Annotated in this window: 16 protein-coding genes; 9 read left to right on the top strand and 7 right to left on the bottom strand. The window is 54.7% G+C overall.

Annotated elements, in window-relative coordinates; all coding sequences use genetic code 11:
• The first annotated feature begins 236 nt into the window (after positions 1–236).
• Together QN215_RS09500 and QN215_RS09495 are read left to right on the top strand one after the other, a co-directional pair.
• On the top strand, positions 237–2219 hold the full coding sequence (locus tag QN215_RS09500; RefSeq protein ID WP_369344046.1) for a heavy metal translocating P-type ATPase: 1983 nt from the start codon (positions 237–239) through the stop codon (positions 2217–2219).
• Positions 2220–2826: 607 nt separating this feature from the next.
• Positions 2827–3342: a hypothetical protein gene (locus QN215_RS09495; RefSeq protein ID WP_369344045.1), complete on the top strand. Its 516-nt coding sequence runs from the start codon at positions 2827–2829 to the stop codon at positions 3340–3342.
• Between the two features lie 55 nt (positions 3343–3397).
• Here the strand turns inward: QN215_RS09495 and QN215_RS09490 are convergent, their stop codons facing one another.
• The 5 genes from QN215_RS09490 to QN215_RS09470 form a co-directional block, all read right to left on the bottom strand.
• Entirely contained in the window at positions 3398–4102 is a 705-nt protein-coding gene (locus tag QN215_RS09490; RefSeq protein ID WP_369345133.1) for a Crp/Fnr family transcriptional regulator, read from the bottom strand.
• Positions 4103–4187: 85 nt separating this feature from the next.
• Positions 4188–4775 (bottom strand): DNA-binding protein, encoded by a 588-nt coding sequence (locus QN215_RS09485; RefSeq protein WP_022861930.1) that lies wholly within the window; start codon positions 4773–4775, stop codon positions 4188–4190.
• Complete coding sequence (locus tag QN215_RS09480) at positions 4775–5005, bottom strand: heavy-metal-associated domain-containing protein (RefSeq protein ID WP_033495532.1); 231 nt, start codon at positions 5003–5005, stop codon at positions 4775–4777. Before QN215_RS09480 ends, QN215_RS09485 begins: the two co-directional genes overlap by 1 nt.
• Positions 5006–5066: 61 nt before the next feature.
• Positions 5067–6968: a heavy metal translocating P-type ATPase gene (locus QN215_RS09475; RefSeq protein WP_369344044.1), complete on the bottom strand. Its 1902-nt coding sequence runs from the start codon at positions 6966–6968 to the stop codon at positions 5067–5069.
• A gap of 120 nt (positions 6969–7088) precedes the next feature.
• Entirely contained in the window at positions 7089–7553 is a 465-nt protein-coding gene (locus QN215_RS09470; RefSeq protein ID WP_369345137.1) for a hypothetical protein, read from the bottom strand.
• Between QN215_RS09470 and QN215_RS09465 the strand changes: the two genes are divergently transcribed.
• From QN215_RS09465 to QN215_RS09440, 6 genes are all read left to right on the top strand, one after another.
• Positions 7444–8676, top strand: a complete 1233-nt coding sequence (locus QN215_RS09465; RefSeq protein WP_369344043.1) for an ISL3 family transposase — start codon at positions 7444–7446, stop codon at positions 8674–8676. The genes QN215_RS09470 and QN215_RS09465 overlap by 110 nt on opposite strands.
• Positions 8677–9548: 872 nt before the next feature.
• Positions 9549–9890, top strand: coding sequence for an aldo/keto reductase (locus tag QN215_RS09460; protein WP_152596838.1), 342 nt, complete (start codon positions 9549–9551; stop codon positions 9888–9890).
• Between the two features lie 1870 nt (positions 9891–11760).
• Entirely contained in the window at positions 11761–12942 is a 1182-nt protein-coding gene (locus QN215_RS09455; protein WP_273204387.1) for a Na+/H+ antiporter NhaA, read from the top strand.
• A gap of 2281 nt (positions 12943–15223) precedes the next feature.
• Positions 15224–16258, top strand: a complete 1035-nt coding sequence (locus QN215_RS09450; protein WP_369344042.1) for a calcium/sodium antiporter — start codon at positions 15224–15226, stop codon at positions 16256–16258.
• A 93-nt stretch (positions 16259–16351) separates the two neighbouring features.
• Positions 16352–17695, top strand: a complete 1344-nt coding sequence (locus QN215_RS09445; protein ID WP_369344041.1) for a ClC family H(+)/Cl(-) exchange transporter — start codon at positions 16352–16354, stop codon at positions 17693–17695.
• Between the two features lie 789 nt (positions 17696–18484).
• Complete coding sequence (locus tag QN215_RS09440) at positions 18485–18808, top strand: hypothetical protein (protein ID WP_369344040.1); 324 nt, start codon at positions 18485–18487, stop codon at positions 18806–18808.
• Positions 18809–19809: 1001 nt separating this feature from the next.
• Here the strand turns inward: QN215_RS09440 and QN215_RS09435 are convergent.
• Positions 19810–20817, bottom strand: coding sequence for an MFS transporter (locus tag QN215_RS09435; RefSeq protein ID WP_369344039.1), 1008 nt, complete (start codon positions 20815–20817; stop codon positions 19810–19812).
• Entirely contained in the window at positions 20818–20943 is a 126-nt protein-coding gene (locus tag QN215_RS09430) for a hypothetical protein (protein WP_369344038.1), read from the bottom strand.
• Positions 20944–21038: 95 nt separating this feature from the next.
• Between QN215_RS09430 and QN215_RS09425 the strand changes: the two genes are divergently transcribed.
• Positions 21039–21329 carry a MerR family transcriptional regulator gene (locus QN215_RS09425; protein ID WP_051921410.1) on the top strand — a complete coding sequence of 97 codons (291 nt, stop codon included), beginning with the start codon at positions 21039–21041 and terminating at the stop codon, positions 21327–21329.
• Positions 21330–21344 lie beyond the last annotated feature (15 nt).

The following is a 21344-nucleotide window of genomic DNA, read 5'->3' as shown; positions in this document are numbered from 1 at the left end:
TGCACGACCGCATTTCCTGCAACCGTGCTTTCATCCCATACAACTACGCAGAAGTGTCCGATATCGAACAAACACACCACATTGTTTGTTGCGATCGCATAACCACACAATTAACAATTCAGTATAGAACAACCCATCCGGTAGTGAACACTCGCAATACAATTAATGAATTACTGAAGGCATGCGTAATGAACAACAATCGACGAGATGCACCGACACTTGCAGAACATGACCATATGACTTTGACAGACCTTCTCCCCCATGCAGGTGGATTGATTGCCCGTTACCCGGCTATGGCGGTAACTGCATTCGTCGGTGTGTGCAGTGCGGGGTTGTGGAATCCGGGCACACCTTGGCATCAGGGAGCGGTGTGGCTGATTGTGGCTCTAGTCGTCTATACAGCGATCGATACGATTCACGAGATGATCGTTGCTTTCAGAAAGGGCAGAGTTGGAGTCGATCTTCTTGCGTTGCTCTCTATCGCATCAACGGCAATGGTGGGAGAATACTGGGCTGCTTGGCTAGTATGCCTGATGATTCGTACCGGTGAGATGATCGAGATATATGCGCAGCGACGCGCACAGGAAAGCCTAACTGCCTTGGTCGATGCAGCACCCGCAACGGCAAACGTTGTCACGAGAACAGGGAATGATCTGCTGTCTTCTCCCTGGCAAGTGCGACAGATAGACCAGGTGAAGGTGGGCGATGTCCTCATCGTCCGACCTGGTGAAACAGTTCCTTCCGATGGTGAGCTTCTCAGCGATCGGGCCACCCTTGACATGTCCGCAATCAACGGGGAATCGATGCCTGTGCATGTCGGAAAGGCTGGGCACGTGCTTTCGGGATCCATCAACGGAGAGATGGCGCTTGCCATGCGCGTTGCGACTCCTCCAAACGAATCGCAGTACCAACGCATCCTTGACCTCGTGAAAACGGCAAGGGAGTCGCGCGCGCCAATAGTTCGAACAGCCGACACCCTTGCGATTCCATTCACGATTCTGTCACTGATCCTGGCAGGCGCGGCATGGGCTTTGACCGGCAATCCGGTCAGATTCCCACAAGTGCTTGTGCTGGCGACACCATGCCCATTGCTTATCGCGGCACCCGTTGCATATATGGGAGGAACCGGACGTTTGGCCCGGTCCTCCATCATTATCAAACGGCAGGAAATCCTGGAAGTGCTTGGGAAGGTGACCCACATCTTCTTTGATAAAACTGGAACCCTTACAAGCAAACAACCCCAGGTGACAAGGGTTGAACTGGCCGAGGGGTTTGAGCATACAGATTCGACATGGATACTTTGTGCTGCAGGGGCGTTGGAAAGCAATTCGGTGCATATTCTGGCCAAAGGCATTGTTTCGGCTGCCGAACGAACAGGGAAGGAGACATTGCTTGCAACGGATATTCGTGAGCAGCCAGGCCAAGGTGTACAGGGGGTTGTAGACGGAAAAACCGTTTGCGTTGGCAGAGCTGAATTCGTTGTGGGAAATGGCTTGTCGCTGCCAGGCAAATCAGATGAATGGAGCCAACAGAGCCGGAGTCAATGGAACAAGTGGGACAAAGCTGCATTGAATGAGATGGCTGCATATGTTTCCATCGATGGCACGCCTGCCGCGAGGATTATTCTGCGTGATGTACCGAGACCGGCTGCCCGAGCATCCATCGAGAGATTGCGCGTGCTGGGCATCCACAAGATAACGATGCTTACAGGCGACCATATGGATTCGGCACAGATCGTGGCCAAGGAGGTTGGCATCCAGGATGTGCGTGCGTCCCTGCTACCGGAGGATAAATTCGCTGCGGTTCATGCAAACCGTGCCGAACAATCGGAAACTGATGTAAAACATCATGCCGAGATAACGATGATGGTTGGTGACGGTGTCAACGATGCACCCGTACTTGCTGCTGCGAATGTAGGCATCGCCATGACTGACGGGTCATCCACGGCGGCATCGCAATCCTCCCAGGTGGTCATCATGAACGATGACATTGGCGGAGTGCCTTCGGCTGTTGAGATTGCCCGCATGACGCGTAAGATCATGTTACAGGCGGTTGTAGGAGGACTGGTTGTTGCAACAGCGTGTATGGTTCTTGCAGCATTCGGGCTTATTTCCGTTGTCCTTGGAGCGCTTATCCAGGAAGGCATCGATGCAGCCAGCATCCTATGGTCACTGCGCACCGCATTCATCTCACAAAAGACTCTCCAAGTAGTGCGCTGAGCTCCTAGCTACCGAAGTGACAAGTGTGCGAGGGGATTCCTCTCTTAGACTCTTCACGACCAGAAATATAACACTTGTTACTTTATGACAGCATGGGGAATGTCGCTTGATATAAGAATACAGCAAGTGATATATGTCATGATTTGATGCAGTGCGCGCCAACGCGAAAATACGAACGGTCAAATTGCAGCGTAGTCGCTTCAGAAGAAATCGATAGATTGATAACTGAAACAGATATGACGAATACCCATATTGCCGAGTTTATGAATGACTCAATCAGCTACAACAGAGTGCGAGATATCAGGAAAATGTTGACAGCTCCCGTTTGTCTAACCGAATTCTTAAATATTTGCAATGTTTGCAAGGCTGACCCAGTTCAGGTGCTTGAAGAAATAAATAGGGGAAGTCTCCCAACGTGGAAGGGAAGAGGTCATGTCTGGTAAAGATGAAATTTATCGTGCTTTTCATAACCAATTCTTCGTGTTAATGGTACGCTACATGCCCGTGTAATCCCATGCGGTAGTAGGGTTGAACTGGTGACTCGTATAGTTCCTTCATTAAGATAACACAAATTGAGCACACAAGATGATGCCAGCAAGAGTTTTTCTTGGCGGAGTGGATATCACTCGAGGAGCTGGTGGTGCTCGGTGATTCGCTGATGCGTCGTCAGCGCAGTTTCGTTCCAGGGGGTGTGCGGAGATTTGAGGAAATTCTCGAAACTGACCTGAATTTTCGCGGTCGAAAGGCGTGCATGAAGGCCGTGTCGATGCCCCGTTCCGGAACGGATTCCTCGCAGGAGACCAGGCTCCGTCTGCTGATGGAACGTCACGGATTGACGGGTGCGGTTGTCAATATGAAGACGTGTGATCCGGTGAGTGGCAAGGTCTCTTATTTTGACATCGCCTATCCGCAGTACGGCTTTGCGCTCGAATATCACGGTCGGCAACACGGCCTTCATGAGACGCGGACGCACGATATCGATAAAGTGAGGTTTCTTTTTCGTCAGAATATGTATGTGTTCGGGGTGAAGGCAGAAGATATGAAAAAAGAACGCAAGATGAATGAGCTTCTCGCCACAATCTTCACTCAGATCTCGGCGCCCCGGCTCGTCGGGGATGAGTGAACTCAGACTCTACCTGCACATCTGAACTTTTCGTCAGATGTGCAGGTAGAGGGCGTCAGATATCTTCCAGCTCATCCTGGTTGAGAATCTGAATCTCGCGCCGCCGCCGTGCAATGAGCCCATCGTCCTCCAGCACCTTCAGCTTGCGCGACAGTGTCTCGGGTGTGGTGCCGAGAAGGTGCGCCAGCTCTTTCATGCGGATCGGAAGGCTGAAACGCAACGAGCCTGACGCCTTGGCGATATCGAGGAGATAGGTGGCCAGACGCTCCTCCACACGGTCCATGCCGAGGAACCCGTTGAGCTGCTCCAACGAGACGAGCTTCGCGGCGTTGAGCTCCAGCAACCGAACACTGAGGAGGGGCTGCTCAAGAAGTACTTTGTGGAAGGCGGAGTGGGAGAGAAGGCACACTTCAGTGGTTTCAAGGGCCTGTCCGTAGAGAGAGTCGTTGGGTTGACCGAGCAGCCACGCCTCGCCTTCGTACCCGCCGGGCTTCTGCACGCGGAGCAGTTGTTCGCGCCCGCTGCGGCTCATGCGGTAGACCTTCATGGAGCCTCTGGCAACGATGAGAAGCTTCAGCTCGTCGCCGGGCATGAACACCTGATCGCCCATTTCGAAGATGCGGTGATGCAGTTGGCTGTCGATGAAGTCCTGGTCGTTTTGCGGCAGTTCGGAGAAGAGCGGCACAAGTCCGGCGCAGCGGTGGTCGTGTGTGGGGCTTACGTGATGTGCATGACTCGGATCTTTAACCGTCTTATCCATGTTTTCCACGATACCCATCCTTTCACCACTCTGCCGCGCCGGCCAGTTCACCCTCGGCTCATTCATTTACCTGTTTGCTGACGGCTCACTCGTCGTCATCGTCGTCGTCATCATCATCGACTTCCTTATACAGACCGTCGGTCGGATCGTTGCCGAGGAAGAGCTGCGCCTCGAGAATCTGCTGCTTGGCCCAGAAGCGGAAGTCGCTTAGAACCGAGCTAAGCGCGGTCTTACCCTCATTATCCGCCAGGGCAATGGCCTTGCCGACGAAGATGAGCTGCCAGTCGAAGTCGTGAATGAGGTCGGTCAGCTGATCCTCGCCCGCTGCGTATTTGCGTACCGGGTCCTCGGTGAGCTTGCCGTATTCATTGAGCTGTTCAGTCGTGGTCGGCACCATCTCGTTGTCGCTGACCAGCACCGAGTCGAGGCGTTCAATCGTTTCCGTCTCAACGGCGATCCACTGTGCGGCGTGCTGCTCGAGGAAGAGGCGTGTGGTGCCCTTCGCGAACAACTTCGCTTGACGAATCTTGAGGATGTCGAGGAAGAGATTCGAGATGATGTGGCCGGTCATCGCGCCAGCGGTGGGGGTGTGGTGGTCCTTGTCGGATTGCGCGGCTTCCTGCTCGTAGCGTTCCTGTGGGGTGAGGGGCTGTGCGCTCGTGGTGTTTGTCATTATTTCTGCTCCTTTACTGTTACTTTTTCTACTGAATAACCCAGCTCGCTGACGACGTTGGCGAGAGTCTGTGCGTCGGTCGCGTTCTCGTCGAAGGCTGCCTTGACCTTGCCTGCGTTGAAGAGCACGTTGACCTCTCCGACGCCGTTTTGCTTTGTTAATGCCGTTTGGATGGTGGTGAGGCAGGACGGGCATGTCATCCCGTTGACCTTCAGAATTGCTTTATGCATGATGTCCTCGTTTCCGTACGTTTCCGTACTTGTTTCCTTGTGATTTTTACTTTAAGTGCGGCTAGTTCTTTCGCACTTGACCTCCGTCAAGTTTTTTGCGAAGCAGACGAAGCGCGTTGACAACCACGATGAGAATGCTCGCCTCGTGGACCAACATGCCCGATGCCATATAGATGAATCCGGCGAAGAGACCGATGAAGAGGAAGAGCACGGTCGCCAGGGCGATGCCGATGTTCTCGCGTGTGTTCGCAACCGTCGAGCGTGCGATGGAGTAGGCGGTGGGCAGCTTGGAGATGTCGGAGTTGAGAAGCACCACATCCGAGATTTCGACGGCCGTCGCGGTGCCGTTGCCCATGGCGATGCCGAGATCCGCGGCCACCAGAGCCGGGCTGTCGTTGATTCCGTCACCGACGAAGGCCACCTTACGTCCTTGGGTTTGCAGTTGCTTGATGAAGTCCGCCTTGTCTTGTGGGAGGAGGCCTCCGTGCGCTTCGTCCAAGCCAAGCTCTCCGGCGATGGCGTCGACGGTTGCTTGTCCATCTCCCGAAAGCATGACGAGATGCTTGATGCCACGTTCTCTCAGTTGGGAGAGTGCGGTAATGGTAGTTGGGCGCAGTGCGTCACCGATTCCTGCGATGATGCGCAGTTGGCCATCCACTGCCACGTACACCAGCGAAAGCCCTTGGTGCTTCCACTCGTTAGTGTCGTTGTCGCCGGTGGTGAGGGCGATGTTCTCGGCGGCCAGTAGCGCTTCGTTTCCGATGGCGACGTGGTGCCCTTCGACGCTTGCGACGATTCCCTTGCCGGCGATGACATGGGTTTCCGAGACTGCCGGGAGGTTCGCGATGTCGATGGAGTGTGTGGTGCGTGCATATTCGATGATGGCGGCGGCCAATGGGTGAGAGGATTCGCGTTCGGCGCTGGCGGCGAGATGCCAGGCGAGGACGTCCTCCGAAAGCGTCTGTGCGTGCACCACCGCGGGGTGACCGGTGGTGAGGGTGCCGGTCTTATCGAAGACGACGGTATCCACCTCACTGAGCGACTGCAGCATTTGCGCGCCCTTTGCCAGCACGCCGTGCCGTGCGCCGAGACCGATACCTGCGACGTTGGAAACCGGAACTCCGATCACCAACGCACCAGGGCAACCCAGCACGAGGATGGTAATGGCGAGGCGGACGTCTTGGGTGACGATGCCAACGATGAGCGCGATGAGCAGTACGACGGGCGTGTAGTACTTGGAGAAGCGATCGATAAAACGCTGGGCGCCGGTCTTGGAATCCTCGGCCTCTTCTACGAGTTCGAGAATCTTTCCGAAGACGGTGTCCTCGCCCACCTTGGTGGCCTGCACCACAATGGTTCCGTCGGTGAGATTGGTGCCGGCGAATACCTCGTCGCTACCCTCCGCGCTTTTATGGCGGGGGAGCGGCTCGCCGGTGACGCTTGCCTCGTCAAGATGACCATCGCCGAAAACAATGCGGCCATCTACCGGTACTTGACTTCCCGTTTTCACCAGGAGGTAGTCGTCCTCGTCGATTTCGTCCACATCCACCTCTTCGGCGTTGCGATCGGTGGGGGACTCCACGCGCCAGGCCGTCTGCGGCGCGAGTTCCGTAAGCTCCTTGATGGCCGAGCGCGTCTTGGCGAGAGTCGCATCTTCAATGACTTCACCCAGCAGGAAGAGCCATGTGACGATTCCCGCCTCGCTGAACTCGCCGATGATGAGTGCGCCGATGACCGCCACACTCACCAACAGCTCAATGGAGACGACTTTGAACTTCAACGAGTTGATGGCCTTGATAATCAGCGGTACAAGTCCTATCACGCCAACCGCTCCATACAGCCAGTTGGAGATGAATCCGAGGCCGAACGCGTATTGAAGCAGGAGTGCGGCGGCGACGAAAACCGTCATGCCGATGACTATGGTGCGTTTATTGTTTGCGAAAAACTTCTGTAGGGTTAACATCTTTTCTCCTTTGTTCTGCCTTTAAACCTAGGAGGGCAGAGAGCAGGAGAAGTTGACCGCAGTCAAGAATCGGAAAATTACCGAGAAATATTTGGGAACCGCCTGTGGGCGAGCGTCGGATTACTGATGGTGACGTATCTTTTCCCAGCCGTGGCCTGCGGAAGAAATCCATACGAGGCCCGCGATGACAACGAGAGTGGCCACTGCCCGGAATGCCCCGCCTGCTCCGGTGAATGCGTTCGCAAGCAGGTGCGTGGCGAGGGGTGTGAGCCCATAGATCACGATGAGACTGGCAGCGATCAGTGAGATTCCAAGGAGATAGCCCTTCTGATCAAAGCTCACCTGTGCGCGCACGATCTGGATGGCGAGGAAAATAAGGCACAGCGCCACGAAAGAAAGGCTGAAATACAGGCTTTTCGCTGTTTGGTGTGGGTGGGCTGGTCGGGTGGAGGTGGCTGGCGGGTAGTTTGGGGGTATGGATACCACGTTGTTGTTCACCGCCGCCTTGCAGTTGCCTGATTCCTGGAGGGTTTCGGGTGTGGAGTTGCGTGACGGGGAGGGCGGCAGACGCGAATTGCACATCATGATCGGATTCGAGCCCGGCTCGCGTTTTTCTTGCCCGCATGCGGAGTGCGGGCGGGAGGAGTGCCCGATGCATGATGTCAGGAACCGGGTGTGGCGGCACTTGAACTTCTTCCAGTACAAGGCGTTCATCCACGCGGGCGTGCCGCGCGTATCATGCCCCGAGCACGGCGTGCGTGCGGTGCCGGTGCCGTGGGCCCGTCCAGGCAGCGGGTTCACGCTGTTGTTCGAGGCGATGGTCGTGGAGCTGGCGAAAAGCCAGCCGGTCGCGGACATAGCCGGGCAGGTCGGCGAACATGACACGAGATTGTGGCGGTTCATCAGACATGATGTGGACCAGGCCCGCCTGTACGAGGATTACACGGGCGTGGAGGCGATCGGCATCGACGAGACCAGCCGCAAAGGCCACCGGTACATCACCGTGGTCGCCGATCTGGCGGAGCGCAACGTGATCTGCGTGGTGCCCGGCAAGGACGCGAACACCGTCAAACGGTTCGCGTTGGATTTCATGGACCACAACGGTGACCCGAACCGGGTGACACTGGTCACCTGCGACATGAGCCTGGGGTTCGCCAAGGGCATCCGCGAACACCTGCCCAACGCCGCCAAGGTGATCGACAAGTTCCATGTGATCAAGCACGCCAACGAGGCCGTCGACAAGGTCCGCAAGACGCAGGCCGGGCGCAACCCCCCGCTCAGGCGCACGAAATACCTGTGGCTGCGCAACGAGGAGGGCCTGACCGGGCTCCAGCTGGAGACCAAGCATAACCTGCAGAAACAACGGGTCAAGACCGGACGCGCCCGCCGGATGCGCGAGACCCTCCAGGACATCCACGCCACCGGCACGAGCCGGATGCAGGCCGAAGCCGGGTTCCAGACATTGTGCTCGTGGATGATGCACTCCCGTCTGGAACCCATGAAAACCCTCGCCCGCCGGATCCGTCGTCACTGGCAGGACATCCTCACGTATTTCGACCACCGGTGCACCAACGCGATCCTCGAGGGATTGAACGGCATCATCCAACACATCAAAACCCGAGCCCGCGGCTTGCGCAACATGGACTACTTCTCCACGATGATCTACCTGACCCGCGGCAAGCTCGACCTAGCCACCGTCACCATATAACCAGCCCACCCACACCAAACAGCGAAAGGCCGTATTGATATTCTACTTCGCTGTGACGTTGCTTGTGGAAGAATATGCTTATTGGTAATTTCCGAGGTGCCCGCGTTTTTGCGTCTGGTTTGCTCTGAGTTCAAGAAGCCCCGTTCGGGTGAGCATGCATATCAGAGTGTGGTTGCATCGAACTCAAGCCTCGATGACCGGCACGAGACCAGGATGGGTGGTGTTTGACTGGGCACAACGGTGTGCGTGTGATGCCATAAATTGGAGCGCCGATGATGACGCACGAGCAGGTATCTGGTTCCGGAATAATAGAATTCTCCACGGCACTGTCCCATATCGTGATTTGAAGCCAACTTAAGATCCTAGTCTGTATTGGATTACCTGATATCGGTCGGAATCTTCAAAGCAGGTAAGCAGAGGGCTAATATTCAATGGGTTTGCGTTATTATGGTCGTTTCGATCGGGTCAGTGGTGTCTACTTCCCAGACAATGGTATCTCTTAGTACTGAGGATGGTCCTGAAGGATGTACTGATATGGGACGCGGTATCTGCTCACACGATAAAACAACGGTTTCGCAAGGTAAAACGATGAGTACGCTCTTGTACGATTGTGCAACCGTAACACCATGGCTTGGGCAATCTTCTGTGAAGGTATTAAAGGAAGCGATCTGAGGCACATGCCGTTAGGAGCATAGGGAATTGCAAGTTCCGCCCATGTTATTGGGGGAATGCCCTTCGGATGTCCGGACACAAGCCAGCAGCAGTGGACGGTCGATCAGAATGCCACTCGTGGCACCCCAGCTAAAGCGCCTGGCAACCAGGTAACGCTTTTACCTGTTATGCGGGCGGGCGCAGTGTGGAGTTCATAAGGGATTCCTGGGCTAGCTCGGCAAACCAAAAGCTCGGGTGATTCTGTCGAGCCAAGTGCAATTAATGAGGGGTTCGAAATAGAGGCGATTGAAAGTGGAATAGAGGGAAGCCTGGGTCGTCTGAACACTGGTTGTCGTGATCTGTATATACTGCATCGTTTCGGCTATGGCACCACGATCGAGGAAACCGTGCAGGCTCTCGACGCATTGGTGAAACCGGCAAAGTCCGTGCTCCTGGTGCCAGCGAGATGTATGGATACCAGTATTTACAATCTTCAGGAGAATTTTCGAGGCGACGGGCGGACAGCGCTTTCTGGCTCGCGGCGGCCCTGCAATCTGTTGTGATGCGTGGATGAGTGTGAGCTCATTCCTGTTGCATGTCTGCATCAGGCAGTGTCCGCACCATACAATACAGCCCATTGGCATCAGAGCATTTTCCGCGCAAGATGTGGGAGTCCGATTCTCTGCGTGGCATAACGGGTGCAAGCATGCATGAAAAAACGCTGCTGTTAAGAATTGAGAACAGCTAATCGTCGATCGTGTAGCTGAAATGTCGGGGAAAAGCATGGTGTGGGTATGTCACATATTGCGTTCTCTCGACATTGGCTGCACGGGCCGTCCTCTCCGATAGATGGTGCTCTATTCCTGAGCGTGTTGCATAAGCCGTTGGGGCGAGGCGTGCGTCGGGAACAAGGCGACGTCGAATATCTTGAGGCTCCTCATGTCGCGCGCGAACTCTTCTGGTCGCGGTCCAGGCAGGGAGAAAACAATTGTCGGGGAATGGTGTTGCCTCTGGGAAGAGCATAGGATATCAGGGCGGATACGCTCGTGTCTCCAGCACGCATCAGGGCGACGCCGGCGCTTTGTGGCGAGATTCGTGAAATCCACCGTGCGGTAAAGCGGTTACTGCCGATACCGTATCTGGACGCGCTTAATCAGATAGACACCTCTTTATGAGGGGAGGGTGGGGTCTTGTGGACAAGGTGGCGTTCTCCCTGTATATGAAGGACTGAGCACGGGAAAGATCAGCGCCCACACGCGCTTCGCTGTGACATGAACCCATCTTTATACGGCCGTCATTCCTGTCCCTGCCGAGTGTGCGCGTGGCATGATGCTCGAACACTGGGTAAGCAAGCATCCCGTAATCAAAGACTCGGGCGGAACGTGTGTGTTAACGGATCATCCCGTTCTCGACTATGAGGTGGGGATCTACCGGGTCATCTGCCCTACCAGCATGATCGATATCCTTTCCGCCGATTCATACAGGCTCGCGGGCGATTCCTTGGGTGAAAGGCAGCCTACCGCTACCCGGAACATGCGGTCGCTAGAATCTACAGGCAAAGTAGGTTGCGATGTGCCGCAAGATGGGAACTTGTATTGAACGAATTCGCGTTTCTGCTTCGCCGACCGCTGGACGGACGGCAAGGAACAGTAATGAGGACCTCCAGATACACTCGCAACGAGAAAGACCCGCATGCGGATAAAGCGCACCTACGCATATCGCGTGTTCCTACAAGAATACTTGGATTGAGGTTTAGGCGCTGGTAGCTGGCGGTTTCGACGATCTCTTTCACATGCCCAATAACCTTTGTGGTTGGTGTTTCTCCTGTTGTGGCACTCCGATCTTCTCGTTAGAGTGGCCAGCCACTCGCAGGGGGGTAGCACGAAAGTTAGAGGGAACACGGAGTACGGTGTCAATCACTGCGAATATCACGCTGAGCCAGACCATCGGTGGATGCGGATCAGATGCACGACGGTTGCATTCAAACAGGACGAAGTTCTCTGCGGCAACATCCCCATGAGTGACGTATGGACATGGGGCGGGACGTAGACGCCATCGGCGTGTCCCCACCGCGCGCCCCTCGGCTGTCAGAGGAGTTCCATGGTCTGATCGGCAATCATGCAATCGCCTCGGCGATCGATCATGGTTTAAACAACAAGCAGAATTTGCTGGACCATAGTTGGCTTTGTCTTCCTCTTGTGCTTTCAAGATCTCGCCGCCAGGCTTTGTGCTGGGACGGACCGTGTTCCTAGGCTAGAGGATTTATATAGCCTTTAGCAAGGCCGTCTATCAGAAGACGATCGTAATGATTAGGTTCATTCGGTGATCTCGTCCCAGCTAGCGCTTCCCGGTTTAAGAAAGTCGTTCCCGGATGAAAGGATTTTCTACTGGATGTGGCCATGTGAAAGTAGCGAGGTTATGTGAGGTTCTTCTATGATATCGGCTAACGGAACATCATTGCTTTCTAGATTTGTGCGCAATGATAAGCAGGCTGGGCTTGTCATGGTGGTGTTTGGGTTTCTCGGATTTGGAGCTGTGAATTTTCCAGGCACTTCAGCTGCCTACCTGGCTATCGCAGAATTTCGCATAAGGTTACCCCTTCCCCATCTTGATATGACTGTTTCCGAGTGGAGCCAAGAAGGTTTACTCACCCTATTCTTCTTCATTATTGGCCTTGATCTTCGCCAAGAAATGGCGACAGGATTCTTGAAGAATCCACGTAATGCCGTAGCTCCGATCTTTGGGGCCATAGGTGGAGTGGTGCTTCCTGTAATCATGTTCATGTTAATAAACTTGTCGTCTCCATCCACGATGGGTGGGTGGGCAATTCCCACAGCGACTGACATAGCTTTCTCGCTGACCATTCTTTCAATGGTTTCTTCACGGACTCTACCTAGGCTCAAAGCGTTTCTTCTCACCCTCGCCACAGTTGATGACGTCATTGGAATAATTCTCATTGCCTTCGTCTATTCACACCCCTCATCGATTCTTCCGCTGCTGATCCTATGTGCTTGTTTGGGAATTTGGTTTGTTGCTTCCCGCATGCGAGCTAGCAGCTCGATACTCTTGATATTCATAGCAGTCGGATCGTGGTACGCTATGCTCAGCGCCGGGATTCATCCCACACTCTCTGGTGTGGCAATCGGATTACTCGTACCAGCCAAACCCCTGCACGAAGAGACCACCGCCAGAGCGGGACGCTACCGAGATTTACTATCACCCTTGTCAGCTCTGATCGCGTTGCCCATTTTTGCGTTCTTCGCCATGGGAATACCTCTAGGTGATGTGGGAGGCAGCACGTTAAAGAGACCGCTGTTCCTTGGCATTGTCGTCGGACTGGTCATTGGCAAACCATTAGGGGTCTTGATCATGACCGGACTCTGCGGACTCGCCGGTTTCAACATAGGCGGGGGAACGCATCTCAGTGACATCGTCGGAGTCGCGCAACTGTGCGGCATCGGCTTCACGGTATCCTTCCTTATATCCAGTCTTGCTTTTTATGACCAGAACAGCATAGATCTGGCTCGGCTTGCCGTGCTCGTAGGTTCATTACTCTCGTGTCTGTTGGGGTCTATAACCATCAAAATCGGAGATTTACGGAATGCCTCCAACTGATATGAATAGCGTCTGCATGTACCGACATCGTTTTGATTCCGTTCTTCCTTTGAGGGAAAATGGGGGGCCGTTATCCACAACAGGTGAAGGATCGGCCAATGAAGATGATGCAAGGTTATTTGGACGAATATGAGTCCGTGCATCAGGCTGCGTTTGGGATCGAGGCGTGGTCGGCAAGTTGCAGGCGTACCAGTGGCTGTGCATCCGCAGACGTCAGAGGAGAAGACCGGTTGCTCAGCTTGAGTTGTAGCGGATCAGAGAAATGGAACATGAGGTTTGCCATCTGGTGGAGGGGAACGAGATTGTGAAGGGGATATCGAGCCTCTTCGAGGGAGGCGAGGACTCGCAACACGCGGTAGTGTGCTCATCGGCCCTATACTTGCTTGAGATTTTGGCGGCCGATCCAGTCTGTCGTGTCCTGTGCGGAACGGTGCACAACGGTTGTCGACCAATCAAGCGTTCAACCGTGGTACCACGTCATCATGCACGCTTAGAAGAGCTCGGGTGGTTGAGGTGATGCGTGTGAGCTGCGCGAGCGTGTCAATGCTCATGGGAGGATGCAACGTTCCCCGAACGTGACGATGCTGTTGGCGGTGCCGAGGCTGATGCGCATGCGAACCATACTGGGATGTCATGTCTCATGCGTTTTGAATGCATGCGCGGCTTGGTGCGTGGACGTGTTATCGTCGCGACAAGAAAGAAGATGCGCTGTCATTGGTTGACGTGCGTCGCCGCGTGTACGCTTGCGAACGCTCCGAACATGGCGTGGGTCACGGATCCGTCATATGCACGTATCCACCCTGCATGACGCAATGTCTCGGCCATGATCGATATGTTCTCTCGGTGGGTCCCTACAACGCAGAGTGCGGTAAAGCCTACGGAAGTAGATGTCGAAAGGATCGATTCACCAATAAGGCAGTCAGCACGCCGACCTCCGACACTGGCAAAAGGTGCGGTCGGCTGGTACTGACGTCATCGGTTAATGCTCTAGGCGCCCATATGGCAGCGTGCTGGTCGAAAGCATCAATGGGAGACGATGGCCTAATGAGGGAGTCAAGACGCCCCTACGACTCGCTCGAATATGTAGCGGAGTCGATCGACCGGCTGCGTCTGATGTTTTCACTACATTGTCTGGCCATCAGACTGATGGCTCCCTTGAGTGGCTATCACTATCATCATGCTCGTGTCAGACTTCGGATGTCCTGCGTGTGAGCGTGCTGTTCAAGGATGCTTCCTTGCGTTATGGGTGTCGTCGCTATCACCGCGCTTTGGACCTGCGCGTATCAGAGAAGATCGTCACTGCACCACTGGTCTGCATCGGAACGCCCAATTGGCCAATGCCATGCTTGTGCAAGTCATCGCATCTTTGTCCGGCAATAATGGTCGCGGCGTGTACTCGGGTCACGGCTACCCTTACCGGAGGTCCCCGTGGATCAGCCTTGCATCAAGCATGTCATCATCCAGGAGCGAGAAGGGCTGTTCCCCGACAGGGACTCAGCCGCAGAGGGTTCTATGACCGTATGAAGGCTGAAGTTATCTACCCAGAACACTGGGAATAATTGATCTGCGGACAGATCATGAAAACGCCGACGAGTGCTTACACCGGAGCAACCGTCAACGTGCCAAACAATCTCTGAGATGAAATGGTGGCATATGGAGCAGGGGGAAACAAGGGGCGGTGGCCTAGACCATTTTCGAGAAAACGTCCGCAGCCTCCTGCCGTTGGTGGGCTCGCATAATAAAATTTGGTGTCGACACTGGCGGTGCAGAACATGGTGGAGAAACCATCACTTCGCTGGTCCCAACGGAAGGAGGTCGAGGGGTCCACGGATTGCAAGGAATATAATAAACGACGCAAAAAAGACGATGAGCCTCTCCGGTCCGTCACCAGCGGGCAACTGACGAGACGCCTGCCATCACTGATTCATCGTCTAAGATACCATCCAGGAGCCAGACACCCTCTCCACCGTATGATGACAACCAGCGCATCACCAGTCTGTATGATACACGACCGGGAAAGGCTGGCGTAAGTCGGAGTTGGAACCCCGTGGGCCAGCTCCAGACGGCACCCGTCGCCGAATAAGCTGAGCAGTAAAACCACCCGGCTTAAACTGCAGCAAAGAAGTGATGGGGTCGTTTTTGGTGTTTTGTGATGGTGTCGAATCCCTGTGGTGGAATGTTGACGTTCATCATGTTGTAGAGGTTGGGCTTTCATAAGCTTCAAGGAAATCATTCTCCGAGGGCGCGGAGAACGGTGCCGTGCACCGAAGAAGGGTCTCCTTTGATAGACAATTTTATCTCCAGCCAGTCAAGTTTCCTCGTCGTGGTTGTTCTGCTGCTGGCATTGGCCTTGGTCGTGTTCAGCGCCGACAAGTTGATCGACGGGGCCGTCATCGTGTCAGCAGAGTTGGGCATTCCAAGAATAGTCGTCGGTGCGACCGTCATATCCTTGGGCACGACTTTGCCCGAACTGGCAACCTCAATCGTGGCTGTCGCTCAGGGATCCTCGGATCTGGCCGTCGGCAACGCCACCGGTTCGGTCATTACGAATACCACCCTCGTTCTAGGCGCAGGTGCTTTGTTCGGTTCGATACCCGTTCTGCGGGAAACCGCATCGAAACTACGGATATTCACCATCGTCATGATTCTGCTGATCGGTCTGTGCCTGCTTGATAACGGTATATCAAGCTTCTCCGTAGGGGGTTTGCTGCCACAGTGGGCCGGGATACTGCTGCTGGCGGTTGTGCCTGTATACCTCTTCATGATGTTCAAGGGTTCATCGCGACTCAAGACGTCCCACAGTTCCACAAGCGAGGATGGAGCGGTCGCCGACGATGATGGCCGCAGTAAGAACATATGCTTGATCGCGGTGAACGTATGCGTGATCATCGTTTTCGCGGCCCTGCTGGCGTTTGGTTCCGATGCCGTCGTGTCCAGCGCATCGACCCTTGCCGCAAGGGCTGGGCTCTCCGAAGTGCTCATCGCCTCAACAATCATCGCCTTGGGGACAAGTCTTCCTGAACTCGTGACGACGATCAATGCTGCCAGAAAAGGCCGTGGCGATCTCGCCGTCGGCAACGTTCTGGGAGCGAACATACTGAATATGACCCTGGTCCTTGGATACTCCGCGACTTTCAACCCAGGTGGCGTTGGTATCGCACGTGATATCTTCACTACACACTTTCCCGTCATGGTCGCGATTGTCGCTATCTTCAGTTATTTCGTTTACAACACCAAAAAACACAGCATCTCGCGTATCGAGGGGATGGGGCTGGTCATCCTGTACGTCGTGTATCTGACTTCACTCATCATCTGAGAGAAGAACGCGGGGCAGCAGCGCCTGTGGCACGTGTATCGGTACCGCATGTCTGACGAAGCGGATGTCGAATGTTGCACATATGGTGCTTGGATGGGTCGAAATGGGATGAAGGCTGCTGGCGGGGTTCATAACCGGTGGAGAACATTGAAGAGTCTGTCGCGGCATACGGTTTCTCCCCGTCTGGCTGGCTGGTCCGTTCTCGTTGGCTTGCTCTCCGGTATTGTAGTCAGTTCGTTCCGTTGGATACTGGAGCATTCACTCCGGCTGGCGACCCGCTTCTACAGTGTGGTTCTACCGGCGCACGTCATGCTGCTCATCCCTTTGATACTCGGGTTGCTGGCGGCTTCCCTCATCATCGGCAAGCTGGTCGTTTCACAACCTCTCATCCAAGGTTCCGGTATTCCAGATATAGAGAGCAGGCTACGCAAGCAGTCATCTCCGAGTTTCCCCTGGTGGAGCGTTTTGTGGAAGAAGTTCATCGGCGGCGTCCTGTACATAGGCTCTGGGCTGTTCGCGGGACGTGAAGGCCCGTGCATACAGATGGGGGCATGCGTCGGCATGGGATTGTCCGGCAGCACTATGACCACCAAAACATACAAAAGGGAACTCGTCGCCGCAGGTGCCGCGGCGGGACTCTCGGCAGCATTCAACGCGCCAATAGCAGCGGTCCTCTTCGTGACGGAAGAAGTCTACGGCAAATTCAATGTCCGCATAGGCATCGCCGCGTTCACCGCGGCGCTAAGCGCGAACGCGGTCTCCACAATGCTCTTCGGGACGGCACCGGTGTTCATTCTTCCACGTGTCGAAACCCCGCATTTTGGTCAGTACTGGCAGATGGCGGTATTGGCGGTGCTCCTGGGATTGATCGCCTGGGTATATGAGATCACCCTTTTACGATCCCACTCGCTATTCACCCTGATGAGGATTCCACGCGGGCTGCGTTCACTGCTGCCGATGCTGCTCACGGCACTGATTGGGATTTCCGCCCCCCAGCTCTTGGGCGGAGGAAACGCACTGGTAACCCTCATCGGCAACCATCACTATACGTTTGGGTTGCTTACGGCTTTTCTTCTCATCCGTTTCGTCTTGTCGCAAATAACATACGGCTCGGGTAGCCCGGGGGGAATATTCCTTCCAATCCTGACACTTGGGGCATTGGCCGGAGCCGCATGGGGATCGCTTCTTACCACAGCACCGTTCACATCTGCGGGTACAGATGGCAGCGGGATCATCACACTCATGCTCATTCTGGGAATGAGCGGATTGTTCGGAGCAGTCAGCAAGGCACCGATCACGTCCATCATCCTCGTTACCGAGATGACTTCTTACGACCTTCTGATGCCGTTGGGGTTCGTCACGCTGATCTCCTATCTCACCTTTGACATTTTAGGCGGGAAACCCATCTATGATGCCCTTGCGCAATCGCATGAATAACCATGATCGTCCATGGCGGAAAACGCAGGAAAACACCGTACCTGGCGCGATTGCTGCAGCATTTGTCCTTCCGGGAAAGGTGGATGATGCAATACGATTAACTGGGCATTGTCTACCCTGCCGGACATGCGATGTGCTGCTCTGGTTTGCTGCCGCAATGATCATGGGCTCACGTTGGTCGTTGCTCATCGTCGGTCTGATCCTATATCCGTTGTGGGTTGCTGGAACGTATGTGATACGCCCGTCCATACCAGAGGGTGTTGCGTTTCAGCGAACGTGGGAAGGCTTCTATCACGGACACTACCGATTTCCGATACCGGTATCGGTGCGGAACCAGGATTGCGTATGACCACTTGGGGTGCCGTCGTTCGGCCTGGATTTTTCTTGACCACTGCTGTGGGAGCACCGCGGCGTGTGTCATTTTCTCGCGCTCATGGGTAAAGAGCCATAAAGCCCATGCGGTAAAAGTCGTGCGTGTCCTTATGCTTGTCCCTGTAGCGATGGAGGTCTGGTTGTGTGGACTATCCATAGCAAATGGGCGAGATCGGAGCGGTTCATCCCGATGCGCGACAATGTTGAACAATCCGGTGGTGTCGTCTGCTCATCTGAAGGCGAAAGGGTTAGGCAAAACCGCTAAGTTAGCTATGTTCAGTCCGCGCTGGTGTGGATGCCGCAGGCAGAAACGCATGACGATCACGGCAAGCACCACGGATCTGTCTTCCTGCCGAAAACTCTTTCACCGTAGAAAGCTCCAGCCTATGGTGGGATCTTAGCGACCAGGGGAGGACCATGATTCCCCATGCCCCTGCCGCCGTGATCGAATCGACGAGCGACGCGATCACTATGAAAAATAGTGTCTATAGTGATCCATCCGATATGATGCGAGCCATCGTCGAGAATGAACTGCCTGAACTCTACTCCACTGACGCTGCAAGGACGCTGTTCCAATGGAATGTTCTGCACGGAGGAGCGAGCGGATACATTCTTGGGCAAGTGCCCACGGCCATGCGAGCTACGGGCTGTGGGAGTATGCCTGCGGGACTATCTTCCCAATATTATGTCGACTGCTCTTCTGATGAGACGATCAAGATTCGCGGTACCGTTGACGACTAGGTGTCGTAGGGTTTCATTCACCTCGACGCAAAGGAGATCGGCAAGTGTCCGCTCACCCGAGAAGCAGTCGAAACGATCCCTCTTGCAAAGGGCCTGCAATGACTGCGTGTCGTCCCCAAGTAATCACATGAAACCATGGACAGTGCCGTGGACAGAAGGTCGACACGGCACGGCAACCACATTGAGGCCTTGCTGGGTTCGGTTGTCTGTGCATAGTTGGGTGTTGTGCGTCTACCTACAGGTCGCGGTGGTACGGCGATCGAATTTGTTTCCCTGACCCGGCAACCATCCACTGTGGAGGATGCGTTATATACCGGTTACCCTGGTGTAACTATTCAGGGCCAAAGGATTGTTCCAGTGAGTGAAATTCTCTGCGGCGGCGGGATAGGTGCATCACGGGTCATCTTTTTTCGCCACTGCTGCCATGTTGTAAGGGTTTTTATCGGCATCGAGCCTTCGCTGGCTATGCGATCGCCGTGGTGTGGTCGTTCATCCTGCCAATAGAATCAGTGCTTCTTACAAGTACTCATTCAGCACTTCATCCAGCGCTACTAGCATGTTCATTACCGTAGGTAACGTCTTCATCGATTCCTCATTCGTGCCCACCGGGATGATTCTGCTAGGCAAATTCTATGGACTGGGTCGGGGAATGCTATTCGTCGTGGATAACCTGCTGAGTCAAAACCTGCAAACCCCTCCGGCTTTGCCTTCAGATTGGATTCATCTCAGTAAGCAGACGCCATCAAATCAACAAAAAGCGCGGTTATAATCCTTGCTTTCCTCATCAGCCTATTGACGATCTGTGTTTGGTCATACGCTGGTGAGCGAGGAATCTTGCATAGACCGATAAAGTATTGAACGCAATTTACCGCACCACTGGTTAGGGTGGTGCGCTGCCGTACTACGTTGATGATTTGTGGCGTGAGCGTATTCCTGGGTGGGCGTTGCGCGGAACCGGATGTTTTTAGGCTGGTTGTGTGAGTGTTTCAGCGTTGTGTAGATTACTGTGTGCTGTGTTTCCATAGCAGGGCTGATCCGATGGTGGTGATGGTTGCGAGGATGCTGATTGACCAGAATCCTGGCAGCGTCGAGAGGAGTGGTCCTCCGATGATGCCGGCTATGGTTGAGCCGAGGTACATGAGCACGTTCGCCAGTGCGGACACGGTTCCCCGTGCCGTCGTGATCAGCGACTGCAGGAGGTTCATGAATACGGGGAACAGCACGCCTCCGATGAAGTAGGTGCAAGTGAGTGTCATGACCGGAATGGCCAGGACCGTACCTAGGGGAAGCAGCAGGTATGCAATCACGTATCCACCCATGGAGAGGAAGAGCACGGGCCATTGTCCGATGTGGCCCACGATTCGCGGTCCGATGAGTGCGCCCAACGTGTTGCCTGCGCCGAGTGCGATCATGACCATGCCGATGCCTTGCGTGTTCAGTTGGAAGTCCTTGGAGAGCCATGTGGCGATGAATGACATGACGGCGAAGTTGCCCGTTTGGAATACCAGGTATGCCGCGAAGCGGGGAAGCGCATGCCGTGTATGAAGCAAGGTCATATATTGCTGTGACAGATGACTGTGCTCTCCTGTTGGCTTGACGCTCGGGAACCATATGCTCAGGGCGATGGTTGCCAATAATGACACCGTTCCGACTGCGTAGAAGGGATCTGATGTTGACCGTGTTGCGAGAAAGCTGCCGATGGGAACTCCTGCGATTTGCGCCACGGTCAGGCCAAGAGTCGGGGCTGCCATTGCCTTGACCACATAGTTCTTCGGCACGAGCTGTGGAATCGCCGCCCAGACTTGCGGCGAACCGATGGCTGCCATCACCCCCGCAAGAAATCGCAATGCGATCATGGAGGGGAATGACCATGCGATTCCACAGGCGGTGGTGGCGAGTGAGAATCCGAGCATGCCGATGCAGAGTACGTGCTTGCGGTCGAATCGATCGGACATTGGGCCGGAAAAGAGAGCCGTGACGCAGTAGCCGATGGCGTAGGCGGATATCATTCACCCAGCACGGTTGCCGGGGTTCCCGAAGCGTTCGGTCAGCAGGGGAAGCAAGGGCGCCACGAGGAAGGTGTCCGTTCCGATCAGAAACTGCACAACGAAGGTGAGTGGATTGAGTCGTTTCATATGATGAGGTCCTTCTTGATTGATCGGCCTGAATGTCAGACACCTCGGTATGCTAAACCTTGACACTAGTGTGAAAGTCAAGTCGGAGGCGTTGGATGCGTATTGGTCGTTTCGCACGTGAGGCTGGTCTGACCACCAGGCAGGTTCGCTATTACAGCGACAAGGACCTGCTTCCTGTGATGAAAACAGCGAATGGCTACCGAGAATATGATTCCGGGCAGATTCCTCGGGCCAAGCGGTTGCATTGCCTGCTGGCAGCAGGAATACCAAGCGAACAATTATGGAAGATAAGCGGCTGCCTGGATAGCGACAGTCCGGTCGCCTGCAAGGAACTGCAAGAAGCAATGAGAGCACAGATCGATTCGCTTGAGCGGCGAATCCGGTAGTGCCCGGTTGTTTGC

It is taken from the genome of Bifidobacterium sp. WK041_4_12 (assembly GCF_041080795.1).
In the GTDB taxonomy this organism is placed as follows: Bacteria; Actinomycetota; Actinomycetes; order Actinomycetales; family Bifidobacteriaceae; genus Bombiscardovia; species Bombiscardovia aquikefiricola.
This window is presented reverse-complemented; position numbering and strand designations above follow the sequence as displayed.

Bases quoted from the DNA above. Each gene is read 5' to 3' on its own strand.
- QN215_RS09500 (WP_369344046.1), top strand. From the start codon at position 237: ATGACTTTGACAGACCTTCTCCCCCATGCAGGTGGATTGATTGCCCGT.
- QN215_RS09490 (WP_369345133.1), bottom strand. From the start codon at position 4,102: ATGGATAAGACGGTTAAAGATCCGAGTCATGCACATCACGTAAGCCCC.
- QN215_RS09485 (WP_022861930.1), bottom strand. From the start codon at position 4,775: ATGACAAACACCACGAGCGCACAGCCCCTCACCCCACAGGAACGCTAC.
- QN215_RS09480 (WP_033495532.1), bottom strand. From the start codon at position 5,005: ATGCATAAAGCAATTCTGAAGGTCAACGGGATGACATGCCCGTCCTGC.
- QN215_RS09475 (WP_369344044.1), bottom strand. From the start codon at position 6,968: ATGTTAACCCTACAGAAGTTTTTCGCAAACAATAAACGCACCATAGTC.
- QN215_RS09465 (WP_369344043.1), top strand. From the start codon at position 7,444: ATGGATACCACGTTGTTGTTCACCGCCGCCTTGCAGTTGCCTGATTCC.
- QN215_RS09470 (WP_369345137.1), bottom strand. From the start codon at position 7,553: ATGATGTGCAATTCGCGTCTGCCGCCCTCCCCGTCACGCAACTCCACA.
- QN215_RS09455 (WP_273204387.1), top strand. From the start codon at position 11,761: ATGATATCGGCTAACGGAACATCATTGCTTTCTAGATTTGTGCGCAAT.
- QN215_RS09445 (WP_369344041.1), top strand. From the start codon at position 16,352: ATGGGTCGAAATGGGATGAAGGCTGCTGGCGGGGTTCATAACCGGTGG.
- QN215_RS09440 (WP_369344040.1), top strand. From the start codon at position 18,485: ATGATTCCCCATGCCCCTGCCGCCGTGATCGAATCGACGAGCGACGCG.
- QN215_RS09435 (WP_369344039.1), bottom strand. From the start codon at position 20,817: ATGATATCCGCCTACGCCATCGGCTACTGCGTCACGGCTCTCTTTTCC.
- QN215_RS09430 (WP_369344038.1), bottom strand. From the start codon at position 20,943: ATGAAACGACTCAATCCACTCACCTTCGTTGTGCAGTTTCTGATCGGA.
- QN215_RS09425 (WP_051921410.1), top strand. From the start codon at position 21,039: ATGCGTATTGGTCGTTTCGCACGTGAGGCTGGTCTGACCACCAGGCAG.